Source organism: Pseudomonas sp. WS 5010, from assembly GCF_012985565.1.
GTDB lineage: Bacteria > Pseudomonadota > Gammaproteobacteria > Pseudomonadales > Pseudomonadaceae > Aquipseudomonas.
Window position 1 is genome coordinate 268,576 of the sequence record NZ_JAAQWQ010000003.1, and the last position, 22,318, is coordinate 290,893.

The window sequence follows — 22,318 nt, forward strand, 5'->3', positions numbered from 1 at the left end:
GCCTGCTCAAAAGGAAGGTGACTAATGCGTATTGATCGTTTAACCAGCAAATTACAATTGGCGTTATCGGATTCCCAATCCCTGGCGGTTGGCCTCGACCATCCGGCCATCGAGCCCGCGCACTTGATGCAGGCACTCCTCGAACAGCAGGGTGGTTCTATCAAGCCCCTGTTGATGCAGGTGGGCTTCGACGTCAACAGCCTGCGCAAAGAGTTGAGCAAAGAGCTCGACCAACTGCCGAAAATCCAGAATCCGACGGGCGACGTGAATATGTCCCAGGATTTGGCGCGCCTGCTCAACCAGGCAGATCGCCTGGCCCAGCAGAAGGGTGACCAGTTCATCTCCAGCGAACTGGTGTTGCTCGCCGCCATGGATGACAACAGCAAGCTCGGCAAGTTGTTGCTGGGCCAGGGCGTGAGCAAAAAGGCCCTGGAAAATGCCATCAACAACCTGCGCGGCGGCGAGGCGGTGAATGACCCCAATCATGAGGAGTCACGCCAGGCCCTGGACAAATACACCGTCGACCTGACCAAGCGCGCCGAAGACGGCAAGCTGGATCCGGTGATCGGGCGTGATGACGAGATTCGTCGCACCATCCAGGTCCTGCAGCGTCGTACCAAGAACAACCCGGTGCTGATCGGTGAGCCTGGGGTGGGTAAAACTGCCATCGCCGAAGGCCTGGCCCAGCGCATCATTAATGGTGAGGTGCCGGACGGCCTCAAGGGCAAGCGCTTGCTGTCCCTGGACATGGGGGCGTTGATCGCCGGTGCCAAGTTCCGTGGCGAGTTCGAAGAACGCCTCAAATCCCTGCTTAACGAGCTGTCGAAGCAGGAAGGGCAGATCATTCTGTTTATCGACGAACTGCACACCATGGTCGGCGCTGGTAAAGGCGAAGGCTCGATGGACGCAGGCAACATGCTCAAGCCAGCACTGGCCCGGGGTGAGTTGCATTGTGTGGGGGCGACCACGCTCAACGAATACCGCCAGTACATTGAAAAGGACGCGGCCCTTGAGCGTCGCTTCCAGAAAGTCCTGGTGGAAGAACCGAGCGAAGAAGACACCATCGCGATCCTGCGTGGCCTGAAAGAGCGTTATGAGGTCCACCACCGCGTGGCAATCACTGACGGTGCGATCATCGCGGCGGCCAAGTTGAGCCATCGCTATATCACTGATCGTCAGCTGCCGGACAAGGCCATTGACCTGATCGACGAAGCGGCCAGCCGGATTCGCATGGAGATCGACTCCAAGCCTGAGGTGCTGGACCGCTTGGAGCGCCGCCTGATTCAACTGAAAGTGGAATCCCAGGCGCTGAAAAAAGAGGACGATGACGCGGCGAAGAAACGCCTGGAAAAACTCCAGGAAGAAATCGTCCGCCTGGAGCGCGAGTATTCGGACCTGGAAGAAATCTGGACCTCGGAAAAAGCCGAAGTACAGGGTTCCGCACAGATCCAGCAAAAAATAGAGCAGTCGCGCCAGGAACTGGAAGCTGCCCGCCGTAAAGGCGACCTGAACCGCATGGCCGAGTTGCAGTACGGGGTGATCCCGGATCTGGAACGCAGCCTGCAAATGGTCGACCAGCATGGCCACAGCGAAAACCAGTTGCTGCGCAGCAAGGTGACCGAGGAAGAAATTGCCGAGGTTGTGTCCAAGTGGACCGGCATTCCGGTGTCGAAGATGCTGGAAGGCGAGCGTGACAAACTGTTGCGTATGGAAAGCCTGTTGCACCAACGCGTGATTGGCCAGGAAGAGGCCGTGGTGGCAGTGTCCAATGCGGTGCGGCGTTCACGGGCCGGTTTGTCCGACCCGAATCGCCCGAGTGGCTCGTTCATGTTCCTCGGCCCGACCGGTGTGGGTAAGACCGAGCTGTGCAAGGCCCTGGCCGAGTTCCTCTTTGATACTGAAGAGGCGATGGTGCGCATTGATATGTCCGAGTTCATGGAGAAACACTCCGTGGCTCGTTTGATCGGAGCGCCACCAGGCTATGTGGGCTACGAGGAAGGCGGCTATCTGACCGAAGCGGTACGGCGCAAGCCTTACTCGGTGATCCTTCTGGATGAGGTCGAGAAGGCCCACCCGGATGTGTTCAACGTGTTGCTGCAAGTGCTGGAAGATGGCCGGCTGACAGACAGCCACGGGCGTACCGTGGACTTCCGTAATACGGTGATCGTGATGACCTCCAACCTGGGCTCGGTACAGATCCAGGAGATGGTCGGGGATCGTGAAGGCCAGCGTGCTGCGGTAATGGACGCGCTGACCAGCCACTTCCGCCCGGAATTTATCAACCGGGTCGACGAAGTGGTGATCTTCGAGCCTTTGGCGCGGGATCAGATCGCTGGCATTACCGAGATCCAACTGGGTCGCCTGCGCAGCCGTCTGGCAGAGCGCGAGCTGATGCTGGAACTGAGCAGCGAGGCCTTGGACAAGTTGATCGCGGTTGGCTACGACCCGGTGTATGGCGCACGGCCTTTGAAACGTGCGATCCAGCGCTGGATCGAGAACCCGCTGGCGCAACTGATCCTCTCGGGCAGCTTTATGCCGGGGACCAGCGTCAAGGCCACCGTGGAAAACGACGAAATCGTCTTCCACTAAGCCTGCAACTGGTGGTTATAAGCAGAGGCCCCGCATTGCGGGGCCTTTTTTTTCGATAGGGCGTTGAACTGTAAGGCAAAGGCTTGTAAAGTGCGCCCCGCAGCAACGTCAGCCCACGGGTTTCTTCTCCCCAAGGAGAAATCAGAAAGAAGCGCAAATCATTGTCTTAAAAGCAATTTAAAGGGTTGACAGGGGTTTTTAAGATTGTAGAATAGCGCGCCTCAGACACACGAACGTAGCGATACGGACGGGTCGAAGAGAAGGTAGTAAGCAGCATCGTAGTACTTTGAAATATGTAGTTCCGTGATAGCTCAGTCGGTAGAGCAAATGACTGTTAATCATTGGGTCCCAGGTTCGAGTCCTGGTCACGGAGCCAATTTCAAACCGGGGTATAGCGCAGTCCGGTAGCGCGCCTGCTTTGGGAGCAGGATGTCAGGAGTTCGAATCCCCTTACCCCGACCATTTTTGGGTCGTTAGCTCAGTTGGTAGAGCAGTTGGCTTTTAACCAATTGGTCGTAGGTTCGAATCCCACACGACCCACCATTTTTGAGACCAGTTAACGCTGGAATCGAATCTTAAGATCAGAGGCCAAAAGTCCTGATCGAAGAAGGCGACTTGAAAAGGTCGCCTTTTTTTTACCGGGGTATAGCGCAGTCCGGTAGCGCGCCTGCTTTGGGAGCAGGATGTCAGGAGTTCGAATCCCCTTACCCCGACCATATTAAAAATCCTCGTATCGAAAGATACGGGGATTTTTTTTGCCTGTGCAAAAGCTGAAGTTACCTCGATCAAATGTGGGAAGAGGCAAGCCCCCTCCCACATTGAGCAGTCCCACACTGGGCCGTGTTGTTAGTGGAGCTTGAGCCGCGGCTCGGTGCCTCGGCCAATCTTGCTGCCCAGCATCAACATCATCGTGCGGAAGAACCCGTACAACGCCATCTGGTGCATGCGGTACAGCGACACATAAAACATCCGCGCCAGCCAGCCTTCGAGCATCACACTGCCGGTCAGGTTGCCCATCAAGTTACCCACAGCCGAAAAACGCGACAGCGAGATCAGGGAGCCATAGTCGGTGTACTTGTAGCTGGGCAGTGTCTTGCCTTCGATGCGCAATTTCAGGGACTTGGCCAGCAGTGACGCCTGCTGGTGGGCTGCTTGCGCCCGTGGTGGAACGTTGCGGTCGGTGCCTGGCTGCGGGCAGGCGGCGCAGTCACCGAAGGCGAAGATATTCTCGTCACGGGTGGTCTGCAGCGTTGGCAGCACCTGCAATTGGTTGATGCGGTTGGTCTCCAGGCCGTCGATGTCCTTGAGGAACCCTGGCGCGCGAATCCCGGCGGCCCACACCTTGAGGCTGGCGGGGATCACTTGGCCGCTGCTGGTAATCAGGCTGTCAGCAGTGACTTCGCTCACGGCCGAGTTGGTCATGACCGTCACGCCAAGCTTTTCCAGGGTTTTATGCACAGGCCCGCTGATCCGCTCTGGCAGCGCTGGCAATACCCGAGGGCCGGCTTCGATCAGGGTGATGTGCATGTTTTCCGGCTTGATCCGGTCCAGGCCGTAGGCCGCCAGTTCATGGGCGGCGTTGTGCAGTTCGGCGGCCAGTTCGACGCCGGTAGCGCCAGCGCCAACGATTGCCACGCTGATTTGTTCCACCACATCGGTTTGCCCGGCATGGGCGCGCAGGTAGTGGTTGAGCAATTGCTGATGGAAACGTTCGGCCTGCTTGCGGGTATCGAGGAACAGGCAGTGCTGTGCCGCGCCTTCGGTGCCGAAGTCATTGGTGGTGCTGCCGACGGCAATCACCAGGGTGTCATACCCCAGCACGCGTGCAGGCACCAGCTCGCGGCCTTCTTCATCAAGGGTTGCGGCCAGTTGGATTTTCTTCTGTTCACGATCGAGCCCGCTCATGCGCCCTAGCTGGAACTCGAAGTGGTTCCATTTTGCCTGGGCAACATAATTGAGTTCGTCTTCAGAAGAGTTCAGCGAGCCGGCCGCCACCTCGTGCAGCAGGGGCTTCCAGATATGGGTCAGGTTGGTATCGACCAGCGTAATGCTGGCGGTACCGCGCTTGCCCAGAGTCTTACCCAGGCGGGTAGCCAACTCCAGGCCGCCGGCGCCGCCGCCGACGATAATAATACGATGGGTCATGGGGGTATCTCGCAAGGCTAAAAGAAATCGGTGCAGTTACCCGAGCGAGCGCCAGGCAGCTCATAGCGTCAGGTAACTCAAAAGACGGCTCAGAATGCCCAGGCCAATCACCACAACCAGTACCACCCCAAGGAGCAGCCACGGCCGGAAAGGCTTGCGCTCAACCTGGTGCTGGGACAGTTGCAGGTACTCTTCGACATGTTGTTGGTCGTCAGGGTTCAGGCGGCTGGTCATAAAGGCCTCGTCAGGTAGACGTTGCAGAAGGGCACCACGTTACAGGCTGATACCCACATCGAACACTATGCTGCGCCCCAGGTTGTTGCGCAAGAAATCCGGCGCGTCCGGATGGGCGAACAGCACCCGCGCAAAGGTCGGACCGACCAATGACAGCGAGCGCCAGCCCTGGCGCAGGTACTCGGTGGGCGGCGGGAAATGGCTGTTGAGGTCCAGCACTTCGCGCTTGAGGCTGGCGAAGGCGATGATATCCAGCTCGCCCAGGTCCATGCCGCGTTCTTTGTAATTATGGGCTTTCTTGCGCAGGGTCGGCGCCAGGCGCAGGAGGAATTCATGGGCGGGAATGCGCCTGGGCTTGGCCTCGCGCCGCACCAATTGGCTCAGGGAAAAGGCACTGCGTCGGCGCAGCAGTTCGTCGCGCCATTCGTCATTCAGGCGCCGGCCTTCGTCGAGGACAAAAAACACCTCGAAACTGGCATCGCGAAACAGCACATCGGGCGGTTCTTGACCCGCGGCATGAAACTCTTCGGCGCGGTAGGGCACATTCAGGCCTTGCAGCAGGCGCTGGCAGACCCAACGCTCACGCTCCCATTTGCGGGCATTGGACAGGAACGCGTTGGCTTGTTCGGCCGCTATGGTGAGCAGGCGCAAATAATCTGAGTCATCCATGGTTCCAGCTTAGCGTTCAAATGATGACCGCAGGAAGTCCCGTGTGAAAAGGCTCGGTGTAGACTGGCGGTTCGGTTGACGGTTTTGCACAAGGAGTTTGCGGTGAGGTTTTTGCTTGCGGTATTTCTGAGCTTTCTGCCCCTGTGGGCCCAGGCGGTTGAACTCGGGGAGCGGTTGGCGCCGTGGACCCTGCTCGATCAATTCGACCAGGCCTACACCCTGGATAACCAGGCGCAGGTCCTGCTGGTGGCGCGCAGCATGGACGCGGCCAAACTGGTGGATACGGCATTGCAGGGCCAGCCCAAGGGGTATCTGGAGGCGCGCCATGGGGTGTTTGTCGCCGATATCCAGCGCATGCCGAGGCTGATCGCCAAGCTCTTTGCGGTCCCGGCGATGCAGGCCTACAACTACCGGGTGATGCTCGATCGTGATGCGCGGATCGCTCCGCGCTATCCGGCACCTGTGGATAAAGTGCTGTGGCTGCAACTGGAAGACGGCAAGCTGGTGGCGCGCCATGAGTACGCCTCTGCCGCCGAACTGCGCCAGGCCCTGGAGCAGGTGCAGCCGTGATCAGCGCCGCCGTGCTGGCACCGCACACCCTGTGGCTGGGCTGGCTGCTGTATGCGCCGGTGATTGTATGGGCGATCCTGCGCTCGTCCTGGGTCGAACTGTTTGCCGACCGGCGGCGTCAGCACCTGTTATTTGGCACGGTGTTCGCGCTGTTCATGCTGTGGTTGGTGCGCCGGGACTTCGACACCGGGGTGTCCTACCACTTTATCGGCATGACCGCCGTGACCCTGCTGCTCGACTGGCCATTGGCAATCGTCGGCGGGCTCGCGGCGCAACTGGGCCTGGTGCTGCTCGGGCGCCAGGACTTGGCGGCAGTCGGGGTCAACGGCGCGCTGCTGGTCCTCTTGCCGGTATTGGTGACTGAGACGTGCGCGTTGCTGGTGGAACGGGCGCAGCCGCGCAATCCCTTCGTGTATATCTTCTGTTCCGGCTTTTTTGCCGCCGCATTGTCGGCGTTGCTGTGCCTGTTGGCCGGCCTGGGCTTGTTGTGGCTGGATGGGCGCTTTGCCATGCCCGAGTGGATCGAGGACTTCATCGGTTACCTGTGGCTGATCATCTTTCCCGAAGCGTTTATCAACGGCATGGTGATCAGTGCGCTGGTGGTGTTTTGCCCGGAATGGCTTGAGACTTTCAACCGCACGCGCTACCTCTCGGCGCCCTGGAAAGATGACAATTCACGCCCTTGATCCAAATCAAAGGCGTGACGCAAAAGTGGTCGCATGCTCTGCGAAACTTCCAGGAGCACGATCATGAGTGTGTACGAGTGGGCACGGCAGGAGTTGCGCAGAAGCCAGGATGCGGCACAGGAAATCGGTTTTGACCCGGGCTTGAGCCTGCGTGCCTTGCTCAGTGCAGTGGTGCAGCAGAGCAAGGGCGTGCGTAGTGCCGAAGACCTGGCCGACGAGTTGCAGTTTTTAGCGGAAAACCTCGACGACCAACAAGACTACGGCTTTATGCGGCCTTAGTGGGCGCGCGGTGGCAGGTCTTCGGAGAACAGTTCGTCTTCGGCGTCCGGGCTGACCGGAATCTTGTGTTCCTCTGAGGCCCAGGCACCCAGGTCGATCAGTTTGCAGCGATCCGAGCAGAATGGCCGGTTGAGGTTGGTCGCTTTCCATTCCACGGGGGCGCCGCAGGTTGGGCATTCGACGGTCAAGGGTTGGCTCATGTTCGGCCTCCACGCAAAGTAAGGTAAAAGTGGTGCAGTCGCTCGACCTCGGCCTGTAGCCAGGCCAGGTCCTGGTCATTGACCAGTACATCGTCGGCATGGCGCAGGCGATCTTCCCGTGAGGCCTGGGCCTTGAGAATTGCCTGCACCTGTCCTTCGCTGATGCCATCGCGCAGCAGGGTACGCTGAATCTGTGTTGATTGCGGCACATCGATCACCAGGATGCGCTGGGTCATGGTGTGCTGGCCCGACTCGATCAACAACGGCGACACCAGGATCGCATAGGGCGAGCGGGCGCGGGCCAGATGGCTGCGGATCTCGTCGGCAATCAGTGGGTGCAGCAGGGCCTCAAGCCACAGGCGTTCTTGCGGCGCCTCGAAAATACGCTTGCGCAAGGCAGCGCGATCCAACTGGCCATCGGGCAGCAGGATTGCGCTGCCAAAGTGCTCGGCAATCTTTGCCAACGCCGGCCGACCGGGCTCCACCACCCAGCGCGAGGCATGGTCGGCGTCGATAAGGTCTACGCCAAGGTCGATAAAGTGCTGGGCGGCAGCGCTTTTGCCGCTGCCGATACCGCCCGTCAAGCCAAGAATCCAGGGTGTTGCGACAGAAGTGGTCATCTGAAACCGACAGACTGCAAATAGAAGTCGGTTATTTGACCACCCCAGAGCAATGCAATCCAGCCGGCAATCGCCAGATAGGGACCAAACGGTAGGGGCACCGATGTCTGCGCGTTACGCATGCGCAACAGAATCACCCCTGCTATCGCGCCCACCAGCGATGCCAGCAGCAGCGTCAGCGGCAGGATCTGCCAGCCACCCCAGGCGCCGAGCAGGGCCAGTAGCTTGAAGTCGCCATAGCCCATGCCGTCCTTGCCAGTGCACAGCTTGAACAGCCAGAACACCGACCACAGGCTCAAGTAACCGGCAACCGCGCCCAACAGGGCATCGGGCAGGGTCACGTACAACTCGAAATAATTGAGGATCAACCCCAGCCACAGCAGTGGCAGCACCAGCACATCCGGCAGCAGTTGGTGATCGGCGTCGATCAGGCTCATAGCCAGCAGGCCCCAACTCAAGAACAGCACTCCCGCGGCCGGCCAGCCGAAGCCGTAGTGCCAGGCAATAAATGCCGAGAGCAGCCCGCAGGCCAGTTCGGTCAGCGGGTAGCGTGGGCTGATGGAGGCGTGGCACTGCGCGCAGCGCCCCCGCAGCAGCAAGTAGCTGAGCACCGGGATGTTTTGCCACGGGCGAATCGGCTGTGAGCAGTGCGGGCAGCAGGAGTTGGGGTGCAGCAGGTTATAGGTCGGGCCGCTGGGCTCCGGGGGCAGGCCGAGTATTTCATGGGCCTGGGCGCGCCAGTCCCGCTCGAGCATTTTCGGCAGGCGCCAGACCAGCACGTTGAGGAAGCTGCCAACGATCAGTCCCAGCACCAGTGCAGCCCAGACGAACAGCCAGGGGTGGAGGATCAGGAGTTGCTCCAGGGTCATGTTCAAAACGCCGTGCCAAGCTGGAAGATCGGTAGGTACATGGCGATCACCAGCGCCCCGACAATGCTGCCGAGCACCACCATGATCAGCGGCTCCATCAGGCTGGTCAGGTTGTCCACCAGGTTGTCGACGTCCGTTTCATAATGCTCGGCGACCTTCTCCAGCATGCTGTCCAGCGTGCCCGACTCTTCGCCGATGGCTGTCATCTGGATCGCCATGCCAGGGAACAGGCCGCTGGCGCTCATGGATTGATTCAATTGCATTCCTATTGCCACGTCCTGGCGCATGCGCGTGATTGCCTGGGTGAACCGCTCGTTGCCGGTGGCTGCGGCCACTGAATCCAACGCCTGTGCCAGCGGCACGCCGGCGGCGAAGGTAGTGGCGAGTGTGCGAGCGTAGCGGGCGACAGCGGTTTTTTTCAGCAGTGTGCCTGCCAACGGCAGTTTCAACAAACCAGTGTCCAGCCACAGGCGCAAGCCGTTGTGTCGACGGTAGCCACGGCGTATCCCCCAGGCAGTCGCGGCCACGGCCAGCAACAGCATCCACCATGCGCTCTGCATGAATTCGGACAGCAGGATAACCAGTTGGGTAAAGCGCGGCAGCGGTGTGTCGATGCCGGCGAACAGGCTTTCGAATTGGGGTACGACGTGGATCAGCAAGATGCTGCTGACCAGCGCCGCCACGAGCAGGACCACCAGCGGATAGGTCATGGCCTTCCTGATCCGGGCCTTGAGGCGTTGGCTCTTTTCCAGGTGGGTGGCTACTCGTTCCAGAAGGGTTTCCAGGGTGCCAGCCTGTTCGCCGGCCGCGATCAGGCTGCAATACAGTGGGGTGAAACACTGCGGCTGTTTCAATAATGCGCCGGTCAGGCTGTTGCCTGCGGCAATCTCCTGCTTCAATCCCTGGACCATCGTGCGCATGGCGCGGCTGTCAAAGCCTTCGCCAATCATGTTGAAGGCTTGCAGCAGGGGGATTCCCGCCCTCAGCAGAGTGGCCAGTTGGCGAGTGAACAGCGCAATATCGGCCGGGGTGATGGGGTTGCCCAGGCCCGAAAGGAGGCTGGAGCGCATCTGTACCCGAAGCGGGTTGATACCTTGCCGGCGTAATTGGGCCTTGATCATGGCGGGGCTATGGCCACGGGTTTCGCCAGAGACCTTGCGGCCATTGCGCAACGTGCCTTCCCAGGCGTAGGTGGTGGCGGGGTTCGCGGTGACATCATTCATTGGCGGCGACAGCTCATCGGCAGGTGACGATCTACAGCTTAGTCAGGCCTCTGTGTCCGTCAGGCTATTGGACAAGGGGAAAATGTCAGATTGTGCGTCTTGTGAGGGCCTTGCCCGGCGCGGATGAGTACACTGGCGCGGTTGTTGAGGGCAGGGCGCAGGACGTGCCTTGCGATGGGGTTTTATTCTGGAGAGTGAGTGTGATGCGTCAGAACGGCTTTACTTTGATCGAGTTGTTGATCGTCGTGGCGATCATCGGCATCTTGGCCACCATTGGCCTGCCCATGTACACCAAGCACCAGGCCAAGGCCAAGTTCACGGCTGGGCTGGCGGAAATCTCGGCGTTGAAGGCGGGCTTCGAAGACACCTTCAACCAGGGCACGGTGCCCACGCTGGCGCTGATCGGTGGCTCCAGCCCGACCGCCAACTGCGTGATCAGCGTGGTGGGTGATGTGGCTGCGGGGACGGGCTCGATTGCCTGCCAAATCCTCGATGCGCCTGCGCCGATCCAGGGCAAGCTCATTACCCTGGCGCGCAGTGCCAGTGAGGGTTGGAAGTGCACCACCAGCGCTGACGAGCAGTACGTTGCAAAGGGGTGTGCGGCTGGCAACTGAGGCCGGGCTGCCTTAATCAGTGATAGGAGCCCGGCGTGACGGGCTCCCAAGTAAAGGTTGCCCATGACGTTATCCGTGCAACAGCGAGGAAGCGTGTTCCTGGTGCTGGCGCTGAGCCTTTTGCTACTGGGTATTACCCTGTCCTTCAGTGGCCATGACTGGCAGCGTGTCATGCAGGTCGGCGTGGGTGTCTGTGCGTTGCTCTATTGCCTGGCGACTCCCGCCATGCGCCTGGTCGACAAGCCCACCGCTATCGGCCTGGCGCTGGTATTCGGCCTGGGCCTGATCTCTTCGTCGTTGGCCCACCAGCCACTCTGGGCGCTGACCGAGTGGGCGCTGATGATCACCTGCGGGGTGATTGCCGCAGCGTTTGCCCGGTTGCGGCGCAATGGCGATCCAGCCCTGGATCAGGTGCTGATCCTGTTTGTGTTGCTGCTGTGCCTGATCAAGGTTGTGCAATACGGGTACGCGGGCGTGCTGGCGTTTACCAGTGGCGCACCGACACTGGACACTGACCTCCTGCTTTCCGGGTTCTCCAACAAGCGCTTCTACGGCCAGTTCCAGACATTTACCTTGCCGTTGCTGGCATTGCCGCTGTTGCTCGCGAGCACCTCGCGGTTGGCGCGAGGGTTGGTATTTGCCCTGTTGTGTGCCTGGTGGTTGATTGCAATCAGTGGCGGCACCCGTGGCACCTGGCTGGGCATCGGCGTGGCTGCAATCGTCGTGGCTTTCCTGGGGGCTGCGGGGCGCCGCTGGTTGACCTGGCAGTTGGCTGCACTGTGTGGCGGGCTGTTTTTGTACTGGTTGTTGTTCACGGTCCTGGCGCGTTACCTGGGGCTGGAAATTGCCAGTCTTTCCAATGACCGGCTCACCACCAGCCTTTCGGGCCGTGAAGTGATCTGGTGGCAAGCCTGGGACATGATCCGCGAACGGCCGTGGCTGGGTTTCGGGCCGATGCACTTTGCCGATATCCCTAACCCGATTGCCGCCCACCCGCACCAGGCGATCCTGCAGTGGGCCAGTGAGTGGGGCGTGCCATCGGCCTTGTGTGTGGCGCTGCTGGCGTTGCGCGGCGGTTGGGCCACGTTGGTGGTCATTCATCGGCAAGGGGCGGCAGGGTCCGCGCAAGACCTGCTGCGCCTGTGCCTATTTGCCGCGCTGCTGGGCGCGACGGTGCAGGCCATGGTCGATGGGGTGATTGTGATGCCTTATTCGCAACTCTGGTTGGCGCTGGTGGTGGGGTGGCTGATGGCATTGCATCCGTGGCGCACGCCGGTTGTCGCGCCGATGCCGCTGTTGTACCGGGCCTGGCAAGCGTCGGCAGTGCTCGCGGTGGTGTGGCTGGTATTTGTCGTGTATCGCGACTTGCCTGGTGCCACTGAGCGCAGCCAACACTACATTGACGTTGCCAAAAGCCATCTGCAGCCACGGTTCTGGGTCCAGGGAGTCATTGCGTCGCACATCCGGTAAGTTGCCGGGCGCCCAATGCAGTGCTAGCTTTAGCCCACCGCCCGTGTAGCTCAGTTGGTAGAGCAGCGCACTCGTAACGCGAAGGTCGCAGGTTCGACTCCTGTCTCGGGCAAAAAGGCACCACAGTTTTCAGATGATCCCAGAATGGTTCTGAAGGCCAGATGAACCGGTATTCGTGCCCGTTCTTTTGTATCTGCGCAACCTTGATGACCCAGATGCATCCCCATTCCTCGATCTAAGAGAACGACATGACCACGACAGCAATGACCCAGGAAGTGCGGCACGCAGAAGCCCTCAAGAAATATCTCGAGGAATCGCCGCAGCTTAAGGAAGAGATCAAGGAACTGAACGCTGATGACCAGCGCGACCAGATCCAGTGGGCATTCGAGGACGAGGCCGAGAGCCAGGGCTTCCAGCCTTGGGAACTGACCCTTAAGTACACGACCACAGCGGAAGAATTCGAAGCGGCGCGCCTGGCCTTGCACAAAGAGGCGGCCGAGGTGCTGGGTGTCGAGTGGGAAGAGTACTGCGAGATGAACAATCTGGTGGTTTAAACGCGATTATCGCCGGCAAGCTGGTTCCTACAGGTGTCGCACAATTGTGTAGGAGCCGGCTTGCTGGCGATGACGGTGTTAGATACTGAGCCGCATCGACAAATCCACTGCCTTCACATCCTTGGTCATCGCCCCGATGGAGATGTAGTCCACGCCGGTCTCGGCAATGGGCAGCAAGGTGCTTTCATTGATCCCGCCGCTGGCTTCCAGCTTGGCCTTGCCGCCGTTCAAGCGTACGGCTTCGCGCATGTCGTCCAGGCTCAACTCATCCAGCATGATGATATCGGCGCCCGCCGCCAGGGCTTCGCGTAACTCTTCCAGGCTTTCCACTTCGACTTCCACCGGCTTGCCCGGGGCGATCTTGTGGGCGGCAGCTATCGCCTGGGCAATGCCACCGCAGGCGGCGATATGGTTTTCCTTGATCAGGAACGCGTCATACAGGCCGATGCGATGATTGTGGCAACCGCCGCAGGTCACTGCGTATTTTTGCGCCAGACGCAGGCCCGGCAGGGTCTTGCGGGTGTCCAGCAGCTTGACCTGGGTACTGGCGACAAAGTCCGCCAGGTACTGCGCGCGCGTGGCCACGCCCGACAACAGTTGCAGGAAATTCAGCGCACTGCGCTCACCGGTCAGCAACGAGCGGGCGGGGCCTTCGAGGTGGAACAGCGCCTGATTGGGGCTGACGCGTTCACCGTCGCGCACCTGCCAATGCACGGCAACCCGCGGGTCTAACTGGCGGAACACGGCATCGACCCAGGCGGTGCCACTGATCACGGCAGCATCCCGGGTGATGATCGTGGCCTTGGCCAGCCGTTCGGCCGGGATCAATTGCGCGGTGATATCGCCGCTGCCGATGTCTTCCAGCAGTGCGCGGCGCACGTTGGCTTCGATTTCGGCGGTAAGGTCGGCGAGGCGTAGATTCGGCATAGCGGGCTCCACATACAAAGTGCCCCGATTATAGGGGCATGGCAGCGCCGAACCCAAGGTATGCCGGCATAACCTGCCTGATTACAAAGCACCTACAGAGTTTGCTGGCGCTACAGGGGCTATTTGCAAGATAATCTCGCGCCTTGCAATTGGCGTCATAGCTTTGACGTCTCGGTGATCTACAGATAATCGCGCTCCCGCCGGTATTCCATTGGCGGTTGCCGCGCGAGCGCTCACAAAACCGAACCCCGTCGTTCCAGGAGGCCAGCATGCACAATGACGCAAAGGTGGTGCCGATCAACAAGATCGCCGCACAAGCGATGCCGTCGCCGCTCGCCCGCCTGCCTGTGATCGTGCTCCAGGTGCGTGACAAGGCCACCCAGCAACTCGACCGGGGTTTGCAGGAACTGTTCGATAACGCCGACGACACCCTGTTCGAAATGGCCGACAAGGCCCGCAACAACGCCGACCACAATATTTTCTTTGAAGCCATGCGCGACCTGCGCCTCAAGCGCAAGAACTTCGAGCGCGTGTTCATGGAGCAATTCTTCGACGCATTCGCCAACCTGGGGCAGGCCGGGCAAGGCGAGTTGCTGTTGCCGACGGTTTCCTACGAAGCAGTGCCCGGCGCGTGCGCCGATGACCTGGAAAAAGCCGTGGCCCTGGAGGCCATGCTCGACAAGGTCATGCACCGTGATGGCCTGGCCCTGGGGCAACTGACCGCCCGCCTCGGTGCGCTGCTGGGCAAGCGCCTCGACGATCGGGAAAACCCCCTTGGCCCGGCGATGCTCTGCGAGTACTTCCTGCGGGCCGGGCGCAGCCTGGGGGTGGAGATCCGGGTCAAGCTGATCATTTTGAAACTGTTTGAAAAGTACGTGCTCAGCGATGCCGACCTGCTCTACGGCGAGGCCAATCAGTTGCTGGTCGCCACCGGCGTGCTGCCCGAACTCAAGGCCGTCCCTTCGCGGCGTGCCGGCGAGCGCGCCAGCAGGGCCCGCCCGCCGGTCGAAGCGGCCCCTGCTGCCGACCCGCAGGCCGATGAGGCCGAGCAACAAGTCTTCGCGGCTCTGCAAGAACTGCTACTGACCGTGCGCGGCAGTGTGGCCCCGACCCTGGAGGCCAGCGCCCAGGCCCAGCCGATTTCTACCCGTGACCTGCTGCGCCTGCTGTCTCACCTGCAGCAGTATGTGCCGGAACCTGCGGTCGAGGACGATTTCGACCTGCGCCGCCAATTGGAAGAACTGCTCACCCGGGTCAGCGTCAAGAGTGGTAAGTCGCGGGTAGTGGAAGATGCCGACGAGGATGTGATCAACCTGATCGCCATGTTGTTCGAATTCATCCTCGACGACCGCACCCTGCCCGATTCCCTCAAGGCGTTGATCGCGCGCCTACAGATTCCGATGTTGAAAGTGGCCGTGCTGGACAAGAGTTTTTTCAGTCGTGGCAGCCACCCGGCGCGGCGCTTGCTCAATGAAATCGGGACCGCCGCCATGGGCTGGGGCAAACGTGACGACTATCAGCGTGACAGCCTCTACGTGCGCATCGAGCAGGTGGTGCAGTGCCTGTTGAATGATTTTGTCGACGACCCGGCGATTTTCTCCGTGCTGCTGCAGGAATTCACCGCTTACACCCAGGACGAGCGCCGCCGCAGTGAGTTGCTCGAACAGCGCACCCGCGACGCCGAAGAAGGGCGCGCCCGCACCGAACAGGCCCGGCAACGGGTCGCCGATGCGGTTAGCCAACGCTTGCTGGGCAAGGTCTTGCCGCAGTTCGTGGTGCAGTTCCTGCAACAGGCGTGGAGCCAGGTCTTGTTGCTCGAATGCCTCAAGCACGGGCAACACTCGCCGCAATGGCAGGCGCGGTTGCGGGCCATGGACGAATTGATCTGGAGTGTCGGCCTGAGTGAAGACACGGAGGCTGGCCACCGCCTGCTGGAACAGTTGCCCGCGTTGCTCAAGGCCCTGCGTGAAGGGTTGAGCGAGGCGGCGTTTGATTCGTTTGTCACCCGGGAGTTTTTTGTCCAGTTGCAGGCCCTGCATACCCAGGCGTTCCAGGGGGCGGCGCTGCCCGGCGTGACACTGGTCCAAGTGCGCGAGGACGCGGCGGCTGGGGCGCCAGGGCAGACGGTCAGCCTGGCGGAGGACGATCCCGATCTGCTCAAGGTCCGACAACTGCGCATCGGCAGTTGGGTCGAATTTCGCGAAGATGAGGAAAACACCCTGCGCTGCAAGCTGACAGCGATTATCGCGCCCGCCAACAGCTATATATTTGTCAATCGCACAGGCCTCAAGGTGCTGGAGAAAACCTGCACTGAACTGGCCTTGGAGTTCAAGCGTGGCGGGGTGCGTACCCTCGATGATGCACTGCTGTTCGACCGCGCGCTGGCGTCGGTGATTGGCAATCTGCGGCAACTCAATCGCGCCAAGTGATCGCAACCACCTGGCGGATCACGGCATACTGGACGCTCCCACGTCTTGCGCAAGGAACCTGTATGCAGTTGGACCCCACCAGCGGTTGGTGCCAGGGCATTGCCCATTGCCCGTCGCCCAACTTCAATGAACGCCCGGGCGGCGAGATTTCCCTGTTGGTGGTGCATAACATCAGCTTGCCACCGGCCCAGTTCGCCACGGGCAAAGTGCAGGAGTTCTTCCAGAATCGCCTGGATGTCACGGAGCATCCCTACTTTGCAGGTATTGCCGACCTACGGGTTTCTGCGCACTTTCTGATTGAGCGCGACGGCGCCGTGACGCAGTTTGTCTCCTGCCAGGACCGTGCCTGGCATGCCGGCGTCTCCTGTTTCGAGGGGCGCGAGACCTGCAACGACTTTTCCCTGGGGATCGAGCTTGAAGGGACCGACGACCAGCCCTTTACCGACGCCCAGTACCAATCCTTGATCGAACTGAGTCGCCAATTGCTGGCCGCCTACCCGGGCATCACGCTCCAGCGCATTTGCGGTCATAGTGACATCGCCCCAGGACGCAAGACCGATCCTGGACCGGCTTTTGATTGGGCGCGTTTTCGCGGCGCCTTGCAGGAAGGAGGACATGCACAATGAGTTTCCTGGTGTTGGTGCTGGCGGTATGGATCGAGAAGTTCTCGGCCTTGCGTTCGCGGGTACAACGCGATGGCCTTTGGCTGCGCGAACTGGCCCGGCTTGAGTCGAGCGCGCGGCTGGGCAAGCAACCCTGGCTGATCCTGGTGTTGCTGGTATTGCTGCCAGTCGCGCTGCTGGGGCTGTTGCTGCTGGTCCTGGAGCCGGTGGCCTATGGTTTGCTGGCACTGCCGGTGCACCTGCTGGTGGTGATCTACAGCCTGGGCCGTGGTGACCTGCTGGGCCAGTTGGGGCCGTTTCGTGATGCCTGGCGCCGGGGTGACCTGCAAGCGGCTGAACACGTTGCCGAGCGCGACCTGGCCATTGGCGCCGACAGCGGCGAGCAACTGCTGGAGCGGGTCCAGGGCCATTTGCTGTGGCAGGCCTACCAGAGCTTTTTCGCGGTGATTTTCTGGTACTTCCTCCTTGGCCCGGTGGTCGTCCTGGCCTACCGCTTGCTGGCACTGGCTACCGAACACGGGCAAAACCCGCTGGTGGTCGAGCGCGCCGGGCAATTGCGCCATGCCTTCGACTGGTTGCCGGTGCGGTTGCTGGCGGCAAGTTTTGCCCTGGTCGGCAACTTTGTCGCGGTCAGCCGGGTGATGCTGCATGAGCTGCTGAGCTGGGATATCAGCGCAGCGCAACTGGTGGAAAAGGTCGGCCTGGTGGCCGGCGAAATTCCTGCGCCGGTGGTCGGTGCCGAAGGTATCAACAGCCTGGACCGGTTGTGGGAACTGCTGCTGCGCGCTGCCGTGTTGTGGTACGCCGGGTTTGCGATCTGGACCGTCTTGCCCTGAAAAATACCTCTTGTGGGAGCAGGCTTGTGTGGGAGCGGGCTTGCTCGCGATGCGGTGTAGCCGTCAAAAATCCGGTACTGACACACCGCTATCGCGGGCAAGCCCGCTCCCACACAAGCCCTCCCACATAGAGTCTGTTGTGGCTTCAAAAATCGGCCCGCCGCCAATCCCCACTGATCGCGTTAACCTTAAGTTACAAAACTCCCCGCCGATTTAAGCTATACAGACAGCGCGCCCAATAGTGGCTTTCTGCCGCTGCCCTGCGCCTTCAATAAAAATAAAAGAAAAGGGAGTTCATCTGTGAAGAGCTTGCTCTATCCCGCCATTGCGTTGATGAATCGCCTGAGCTTCGGCATGAAGTTCAGCCTGATCAGCGTGCTGTTTTTCCTGCCGATGCTGGTAACCAACTATTACCTGGTGCGCGACTCCTGGCGTGAGTTCCAGGGCACGCAGGTGGAGTTGCAGAGCCTGGACCTGCTGGGCAGCAGCCTGATCCTGCGCCGCGACCTGGAAACCCTGAACAATCAGGTACAGATCAACGCCACCCTCGGCCAGGCAGGCAAGGCGGGGGATATCGAAAGCCGCATCACGGCATTGGAGCAGCGCGTACTTGAACGCCTGCAAGGCTTCCAGGCGATGACGGCCGATCCGGAGCAGGTCGCAGTGTTCGAAAGCAAGCGCGATGAAATGATTGCGGCGTTCAAGGGCCAGCAAACCGAGTCTTCACTGTTGAGCAAAAGTGCGTTGATCGGCAAGTTGCTCAACAAGGCACAGATGTTCAGCCAGATCATTGCCAGCCAGTCGGGGTTGAGCCGTGATGTGCAGAGCGATGTGCGCCAACTCAGCGACCTGGTGACCAGCGTCACCCCGCAAGTCACCCAGGCCCTGGGCGAGGGCCGGGCCATGGGCGCGTACTCCCTGGGCCAGGGTTTTCTCAACTCGTCGTCCAGTACGCGCTTTGACGAACTGCTGCAGCAATTGGAAAAGCTCCAGGCTGAATACGGCTTGAAAGTGCAGGACGCCCTCGGCTCCAGCAAGGCCGCCCATGGCTCCCTGGATGCCTTGGCCCAAGCCAGCCAGGCCAGCCTCAAGCAGGGCAGCGAACTGTTTGAAGAGCAGGTGGTGATGGCCGAAACCCTGGAGGCGCCATGGCAGACCTTCTATGACGACGTGACGGCCTTGATGGCCAAGACCTATCAATTGGACGACGCGACCCTGTCCTTCCTCGACCAGCAGCTGCAACAGCGCCTGGCCCAGAACCGCACGCACATGGTGCTGCTGGTCGCGGCGCTGGCGGCGGTGTTCCTGTTGATTTTCTATCTGTACGGCGGCTTCTACGCCTCGACGCGCACCACCCTGCGCCGCCTGGGCGCGATGATGGATAAGGTCGCTGCCGGGGACATGACCGTCAGCTTCAAGTCCCAGAGCCGCGATGAACTGGGGGAGTTGGGCGAAGTGTTCAACGGCACCGTGGCGAAAATCCACGACCTGATCGAACGGGTAGGGCAGACCGTCCATGAAGTCGAGCATCAGGCCGGGCAAGTGGAATCGGTGTCGGCGCGCAGCAACCAGGCGGTGTCGGGCCAGCGCAGCCAGATCGAGCAGGTGGCGACGGCCATGAACCAGATGTCGGCAACCGCCCACGAAGTGGCACGCAGTGCGGCAGCGGCTGTCAGCAGTGCCCACAGCGTCAACGATGAAACCCTCAGCGGGCGTGGCCTGGTGCAATCCCAGCAAGGCAGCATCGCGCTGCTGGCATCGGAGATCGATCAGTCAGTGCTGGTGATCAATCAACTGGCCATCGACAGCCAATCCATCAGCAGCGTGCTGGAAGTGATCAAGAGCATTGCCGAGCAAACCAACCTGCTGGCCTTGAACGCGGCCATCGAGGCGGCACGGGCCGGTGAGCAGGGGCGCGGGTTTGCGGTGGTGGCCGACGAGGTCCGCACCCTGGCCCGACGCACCCAGCACTCCACCGAAGAAATCGAGCAGATGATCGCCAAGCTGCACCAGGGCGTCAGCGCAGCGGTGAAGGCCATGGGCAGCAGCCATAAAATGGCCAGTGGTACGGTTGGTCAGTCGGAAAAAGTCCAGCTGGCCCTGGAAAACATCCTCGGTGCGGTAGGCATGATCGTCGATCAGAACCAGCAAATCGCGGCGGCGGTGGAGCAGCAGACGGCGGTGGCCCACGACATCGACCAGAACATCGTCGAGATCAATCGGGCTGGCGAGCACGCAGCCCAAGGCGCGCACCAGACCGAAGAGGCCAGCCGGCAATTGTCCCTGCAGGTGATTGAGCTGAAAAAGCTGATCGGCGCATTTCGCGTGTGAGTTATGTCTGTAGGTATAGTTTGTTGGTGATGTAGTGCATGTCCTGTTTTCCCGTGTGAGCTTTTTTTGTAGTGCGATTGGGTGAGAATTTGTTTCACACCCCATCCAGCGCTTCCGGGAGGCAGGGCCATGACCGCGACAACCCCAGGCGTGAAAGGGCATTGCGCCCACTGCGACATCACCTTCGGCCTCAAGCCCTGGCAGCTCAATGCCATTGCTCTCAACGAGCCCTTTGATTGTCCGTATTGTCACAAAGTCCTACAGCTCAATTGCCCCAGGCAACTGCGCCAGTTGAAGTCCCTGGACAACCTGGCCTTGCTGCGCCCGAGCATGCTGGTGCTGACCAGCGTGGCCTTGTTGGTGGCCCTGGTGGTGGAGTGGGTCGGCTTGATCAGCAAGGTCGGGCAATTGAACGTGTCGCTGGTGGCGATCCTGATTCACTTCTTGACCCTGCGTCATGCTCGCCACCGGCATCGCATGACCCTGACGCTACAGGCGGTCAACCCCGCCATCGAGCGGCCAGTTGAACAGTTCGCAAGCGTTGCGGGTGCTCGCTTCGGCCAACGCTGAAGGGCTGATGCCCATCAGTTCGGCCAGGGCGCCGCAGATTGCCGGCAGGTGTTGCGGGCTATTGCGTTGGCCGGGGTACATGGCGGGGGCCATGTCTGGCGAGTCGGTTTCCAGCACCACCGAATCCAGCGGCAGTTGGGCGATGACCTTGTGCATGCGCAAGGCCTGGGGCCAGGTCGGCGCGCCGCCCAGGCCCAGCTTGAACCCCAGCTTGATGTATTCGCGGGCTTCTTCGCGGCTGCCGGCGAAGGCATGGATGATCCCGCCCCGTGCCAGGCGGATGCGCTTGAGGGTGGCGATCACGGCCGCGTGGCTGCGGCGCACATGCAGCAGCGCCGGCAGTTGGAAGTCCACGGCCAACTGCAATTGCGTTTCAAACAATATTTGCTGACGCTCGCGGTCCAGGTGCTCGAGAAAGTAATCGAGACCGATTTCCCCCACGGCGCACACCTGGCGATGGCCCTTGAGGCGGCTCAGCCAGTCGCCCAATTCGATCAGGTCTGCGGGACGATGTTCATCCAGATACACCGGGTGCAGGCCGAAGGCCCCATGCAGGTCCGGGTCCTGTTGCACCAGGTCCCACAACCGCTGCCAATTGCGCTGGTACACCCCCAGCACCACCATGCGCCGCACGCCGAGCTGGCGGCTGTGCCTGAGCACCTCGTCGCGATCAGCGTCGAAGTCCTCGAAGTCGAGGTGGGTGTGGCTGTCGATCAGCTCCACGCCTACGCCTCGTGAATCCGCTGCTTGAAGGTCCGGCCAATGGCATGCACGCCCGGCTGGTAGTGCTGTTCTTCAATCGCCGCCAGCGCCAGGCGCAGGGCCGTCTGCGCGATCAGCGCGTGCTGCTGGGCCATGGCGTTGACCGGTAGCGGCAGGAAGTCCAGCAACTGGGTGTCACCAAAGGTGCCCAGGCGCAGTGGCCGGGACTTGAGCGGGAAGTCATGCAGCGCGTCAAACACCCCTTGTAGCAATACGTAGGAAGTGGTCACCAGCGCGTCGGGTAAATGCCCCAGGCGTTGCAGGAGTTCTTCCATCAACTTGCGGCCACAATCACGGCTGAAGGCTTCGCCGTGCTCGATCAGCACTTCGCCCTTGAAGCCGTGCAACGCTTGCTGGAAACCCGCCGCGCGTTCCTGGCTGATGCTCAGCTCGGGGCGCGCGCCGATCAACACGATCTGCCGGGGCAGCGGTTGCAGCAGGCTGCTGGTCAACTGCTGGCAGGCCTGGCGGTCATCGCTGACCACCGAGCAGAACTGCTCGGCCTCCATCACCCGGTCGATGGCGATCACCGGCAGGCCCTTGGCTTGCAGCTCGCGATAACTGTCATCGCTGGCAGGCAGGCAACTGGCGACGAACAGCGCATCACAACGCCGCGCACGGAACAGTTGCAGTAACTGGCGCTCGCTATTGGCATCGTCGTCGGAACTGGCGATCAGCAATTGATAGCCACGTGCCCGCGCGCCTTGTTCCAACAGCTTGGCGATCCGTGCGTAACTGGGGTTTTCCAGGTCCGGCAGGATAAAGCCCAAGGTGCGGGTATGTCGGCTGCGCAGCCCTGCGGCCTGGGGGTTGGGAGTGAAGCCATGCTCCTCGACCACCGCCCGCACCCGTTCCACGGTGGCGGTGCTGATCCGTTGCTGTTGGGCCTTGCCATTGATGACGTAGCTGGCGGTGGTCACGGACACACCGGCTAGACGTGCAATATCACTGAGTTTCAAACCGGGATTTCCTTGTTTTTTAGAGCTTGCCCCGACATTTTGTCCAATCGTAACCGATTCCTGCACGCGACCATTGTCGCAACTCAAGCGCCGAGTGGTGCTTCAACGATGCAAAATTACCCAGTAATCTGCCATAAATTCTAGATTAAACGTTTCAGC

The 22,318-nt window shown here is 60.7% G+C and carries 22 protein-coding genes and 5 tRNA genes; 17 read left to right on the forward strand and 10 right to left on the reverse strand.

From position 1 onward, the window contains the following. Positions 1-24: 24 nt before the first annotated feature. The 5 genes from clpB to HBO11_RS10155 all read left to right on the forward strand — a co-directional run bounded on the left by clpB (position 25) and on the right by HBO11_RS10155 (position 3,305). Positions 25-2,589, forward strand: coding sequence for an ATP-dependent chaperone ClpB (clpB, locus tag HBO11_RS10135; protein WP_092230488.1), 2,565 nt, complete (start codon positions 25-27; stop codon positions 2,587-2,589). Positions 2,590-2,889: 300 nt separating this feature from the next. Beyond that, positions 2,890-2,965, forward strand: a tRNA-Asn gene (locus HBO11_RS10140). A 9-nt stretch (positions 2,966-2,974) separates the two neighbouring features. Next, positions 2,975-3,051: transfer RNA gene (locus tag HBO11_RS10145), tRNA-Pro, on the forward strand. 5 nt (positions 3,052-3,056) lie between these two features. Further along, positions 3,057-3,132 (forward strand) — tRNA-Lys (locus HBO11_RS10150). Between the two features lie 96 nt (positions 3,133-3,228). After that, positions 3,229-3,305: transfer RNA gene (locus HBO11_RS10155), tRNA-Pro, on the forward strand. A 130-nt stretch (positions 3,306-3,435) separates the two neighbouring features. Here HBO11_RS10155 and HBO11_RS10160 read toward each other — a convergent pair. The 3 genes from HBO11_RS10160 to HBO11_RS10170 are packed head-to-tail and all read right to left on the reverse strand — an operon-like array spanning position 3,436 to position 5,637. After that, a complete protein-coding gene (locus tag HBO11_RS10160) occupies positions 3,436-4,734 on the reverse strand; it encodes an NAD(P)/FAD-dependent oxidoreductase (RefSeq protein WP_169951034.1) in 1,299 nt (432 codons plus the stop codon). 60 nt (positions 4,735-4,794) lie between these two features. Next, positions 4,795-4,968: a DUF3094 family protein gene (locus HBO11_RS10165; RefSeq protein WP_169951032.1), complete on the reverse strand. Its 174-nt coding sequence runs from the start codon at positions 4,966-4,968 to the stop codon at positions 4,795-4,797. A gap of 39 nt (positions 4,969-5,007) precedes the next feature. Next, complete coding sequence (locus HBO11_RS10170) at positions 5,008-5,637, reverse strand: DUF1780 domain-containing protein (protein ID WP_029292005.1); 630 nt, start codon at positions 5,635-5,637, stop codon at positions 5,008-5,010. Between the two features lie 102 nt (positions 5,638-5,739). On the opposite strand from HBO11_RS10170, the gene HBO11_RS10175 reads away from it, so the two are divergent. The 3 genes from HBO11_RS10175 to HBO11_RS10185 all read left to right on the forward strand — a co-directional run bounded on the left by HBO11_RS10175 (position 5,740) and on the right by HBO11_RS10185 (position 7,172). Beyond that, on the forward strand, positions 5,740-6,207 hold the full coding sequence (locus tag HBO11_RS10175) for an FAD/FMN-containing dehydrogenase (RefSeq protein ID WP_169951030.1): 468 nt from the start codon (positions 5,740-5,742) through the stop codon (positions 6,205-6,207). Continuing rightward, a complete protein-coding gene (locus HBO11_RS10180) occupies positions 6,204-6,893 on the forward strand; it encodes an energy-coupling factor ABC transporter permease (protein ID WP_169951027.1) in 690 nt (229 codons plus the stop codon). The genes HBO11_RS10175 and HBO11_RS10180 overlap by 4 nt, the downstream gene beginning before the upstream one ends. A 63-nt stretch (positions 6,894-6,956) precedes the next feature. After that, positions 6,957-7,172: a hypothetical protein gene (locus tag HBO11_RS10185; protein ID WP_057441062.1), complete on the forward strand. Its 216-nt coding sequence runs from the start codon at positions 6,957-6,959 to the stop codon at positions 7,170-7,172. Here HBO11_RS10185 and yacG read toward each other — a convergent pair. Genes yacG through HBO11_RS10205 form a run of 4 tightly spaced genes read right to left on the reverse strand, consistent with a single transcriptional unit; the run spans position 7,169 to position 10,084 of the window. Then, positions 7,169-7,372 (reverse strand): DNA gyrase inhibitor YacG, encoded by a 204-nt coding sequence (gene yacG / locus HBO11_RS10190; protein WP_092238375.1) that lies wholly within the window; start codon positions 7,370-7,372, stop codon positions 7,169-7,171. The two genes, HBO11_RS10185 and yacG, sit on opposite strands and share 4 nt — an antisense overlap. Next, positions 7,369-7,992 carry a dephospho-CoA kinase gene (gene coaE, locus HBO11_RS10195; RefSeq protein WP_169951024.1) on the reverse strand — a complete coding sequence of 208 codons (624 nt, stop codon included), beginning with the start codon at positions 7,990-7,992 and terminating at the stop codon, positions 7,369-7,371. Before coaE ends, yacG begins: the two co-directional genes overlap by 4 nt. Further along, entirely contained in the window at positions 7,989-8,855 is an 867-nt protein-coding gene (locus HBO11_RS10200) for an A24 family peptidase (RefSeq protein WP_275941750.1), read from the reverse strand. Before HBO11_RS10200 ends, coaE begins: the two co-directional genes overlap by 4 nt. 8 nt (positions 8,856-8,863) lie before the next feature. Beyond that, positions 8,864-10,084, reverse strand: a complete 1,221-nt coding sequence (locus HBO11_RS10205; protein ID WP_169951019.1) for a type II secretion system F family protein — start codon at positions 10,082-10,084, stop codon at positions 8,864-8,866. Between the two features lie 203 nt (positions 10,085-10,287). Here HBO11_RS10205 and HBO11_RS10210 point away from each other — a divergent pair, with 203 nt between their 5' ends. From HBO11_RS10210 to HBO11_RS10225, 4 genes are all read left to right on the forward strand, one after another. Then, complete coding sequence (locus HBO11_RS10210) at positions 10,288-10,698, forward strand: pilin (protein WP_169951393.1); 411 nt, start codon at positions 10,288-10,290, stop codon at positions 10,696-10,698. 63 nt (positions 10,699-10,761) lie between these two features. Beyond that, a complete protein-coding gene (locus HBO11_RS10215; RefSeq protein ID WP_169951016.1) occupies positions 10,762-12,168 on the forward strand; it encodes an O-antigen ligase family protein in 1,407 nt (468 codons plus the stop codon). A 39-nt stretch (positions 12,169-12,207) separates the two neighbouring features. Next, a tRNA-Thr gene (locus HBO11_RS10220) sits at positions 12,208-12,280 on the forward strand. 136 nt (positions 12,281-12,416) lie between these two features. Further along, positions 12,417-12,722, forward strand: a complete 306-nt coding sequence (locus HBO11_RS10225) for a DUF6388 family protein (protein WP_169951014.1) — start codon at positions 12,417-12,419, stop codon at positions 12,720-12,722. 78 nt (positions 12,723-12,800) lie between these two features. Here HBO11_RS10225 and nadC read toward each other — a convergent pair whose 3' ends face one another. After that, entirely contained in the window at positions 12,801-13,649 is an 849-nt protein-coding gene (gene nadC, locus HBO11_RS10230; RefSeq protein WP_169951010.1) for a carboxylating nicotinate-nucleotide diphosphorylase, read from the reverse strand. 269 nt (positions 13,650-13,918) lie between these two features. Between nadC and HBO11_RS10235 the strand changes: the two genes are divergently transcribed. From HBO11_RS10235 to HBO11_RS10255, 5 genes are all read left to right on the forward strand, one after another. Then, entirely contained in the window at positions 13,919-16,078 is a 2,160-nt protein-coding gene (locus HBO11_RS10235) for a DUF1631 domain-containing protein (protein WP_169951008.1), read from the forward strand. A gap of 62 nt (positions 16,079-16,140) precedes the next feature. Continuing rightward, on the forward strand, positions 16,141-16,704 hold the full coding sequence (ampD, locus tag HBO11_RS10240) for a 1,6-anhydro-N-acetylmuramyl-L-alanine amidase AmpD (protein WP_169951005.1): 564 nt from the start codon (positions 16,141-16,143) through the stop codon (positions 16,702-16,704). After that, positions 16,701-17,537 (forward strand): regulatory signaling modulator protein AmpE, encoded by an 837-nt coding sequence (gene ampE, locus HBO11_RS10245; RefSeq protein ID WP_169951001.1) that lies wholly within the window; start codon positions 16,701-16,703, stop codon positions 17,535-17,537. The genes ampD and ampE overlap by 4 nt, the downstream gene beginning before the upstream one ends. Before the next feature lie 300 nt (positions 17,538-17,837). After that, positions 17,838-19,868 (forward strand): methyl-accepting chemotaxis protein, encoded by a 2,031-nt coding sequence (locus HBO11_RS10250; protein WP_169950998.1) that lies wholly within the window; start codon positions 17,838-17,840, stop codon positions 19,866-19,868. A 129-nt stretch (positions 19,869-19,997) separates the two neighbouring features. Then, on the forward strand, positions 19,998-20,438 hold the full coding sequence (locus tag HBO11_RS10255; protein ID WP_169950995.1) for a hypothetical protein: 441 nt from the start codon (positions 19,998-20,000) through the stop codon (positions 20,436-20,438). Here the strand turns inward: HBO11_RS10255 and HBO11_RS10260 are convergent. After that, the gene (locus tag HBO11_RS10260; RefSeq protein ID WP_169950994.1) at positions 20,358-21,161 is read right to left on the reverse strand and encodes a TatD family hydrolase; all 804 of its coding nucleotides are present in this window, start codon (positions 21,159-21,161) and stop codon (positions 20,358-20,360) included. The two genes, HBO11_RS10255 and HBO11_RS10260, sit on opposite strands and share 81 nt — an antisense overlap. Before the next feature lie 2 nt (positions 21,162-21,163). Beyond that, complete coding sequence (gene cra / locus HBO11_RS10265; protein WP_169950992.1) at positions 21,164-22,159, reverse strand: catabolite repressor/activator; 996 nt, start codon at positions 22,157-22,159, stop codon at positions 21,164-21,166. Positions 22,160-22,318: the final 159 nt, after the last annotated feature.

Bases quoted from the DNA above. Each gene is read 5' to 3' on its own strand.
- HBO11_RS10185 (WP_057441062.1), top strand. From the start codon at position 6,957: ATGAGTGTGTACGAGTGGGCACGGCAGGAGTTGCGCAGAAGCCAGGAT.
- HBO11_RS10205 (WP_169951019.1), bottom strand. From the start codon at position 10,084: ATGAATGATGTCACCGCGAACCCCGCCACCACCTACGCCTGGGAAGGC.
- HBO11_RS10225 (WP_169951014.1), top strand. From the start codon at position 12,417: ATGACCACGACAGCAATGACCCAGGAAGTGCGGCACGCAGAAGCCCTC.
- HBO11_RS10210 (WP_169951393.1), top strand. From the start codon at position 10,288: ATGCGTCAGAACGGCTTTACTTTGATCGAGTTGTTGATCGTCGTGGCG.
- HBO11_RS10255 (WP_169950995.1), top strand. From the start codon at position 19,998: ATGACCGCGACAACCCCAGGCGTGAAAGGGCATTGCGCCCACTGCGAC.
- HBO11_RS10160 (WP_169951034.1), bottom strand. From the start codon at position 4,734: ATGACCCATCGTATTATTATCGTCGGCGGCGGCGCCGGCGGCCTGGAG.
- HBO11_RS10215 (WP_169951016.1), top strand. From the start codon at position 10,762: ATGACGTTATCCGTGCAACAGCGAGGAAGCGTGTTCCTGGTGCTGGCG.
- HBO11_RS10170 (WP_029292005.1), bottom strand. From the start codon at position 5,637: ATGGATGACTCAGATTATTTGCGCCTGCTCACCATAGCGGCCGAACAA.
- HBO11_RS10235 (WP_169951008.1), top strand. From the start codon at position 13,919: ATGCACAATGACGCAAAGGTGGTGCCGATCAACAAGATCGCCGCACAA.
- clpB (WP_092230488.1), top strand. From the start codon at position 25: ATGCGTATTGATCGTTTAACCAGCAAATTACAATTGGCGTTATCGGAT.
- yacG (WP_092238375.1), bottom strand. From the start codon at position 7,372: ATGAGCCAACCCTTGACCGTCGAATGCCCAACCTGCGGCGCCCCCGTG.
- nadC (WP_169951010.1), bottom strand. From the start codon at position 13,649: ATGCCGAATCTACGCCTCGCCGACCTTACCGCCGAAATCGAAGCCAAC.
- ampD (WP_169951005.1), top strand. From the start codon at position 16,141: ATGCAGTTGGACCCCACCAGCGGTTGGTGCCAGGGCATTGCCCATTGC.
- HBO11_RS10165 (WP_169951032.1), bottom strand. From the start codon at position 4,968: ATGACCAGCCGCCTGAACCCTGACGACCAACAACATGTCGAAGAGTAC.
- ampE (WP_169951001.1), top strand. From the start codon at position 16,701: ATGAGTTTCCTGGTGTTGGTGCTGGCGGTATGGATCGAGAAGTTCTCG.
- coaE (WP_169951024.1), bottom strand. From the start codon at position 7,992: ATGACCACTTCTGTCGCAACACCCTGGATTCTTGGCTTGACGGGCGGT.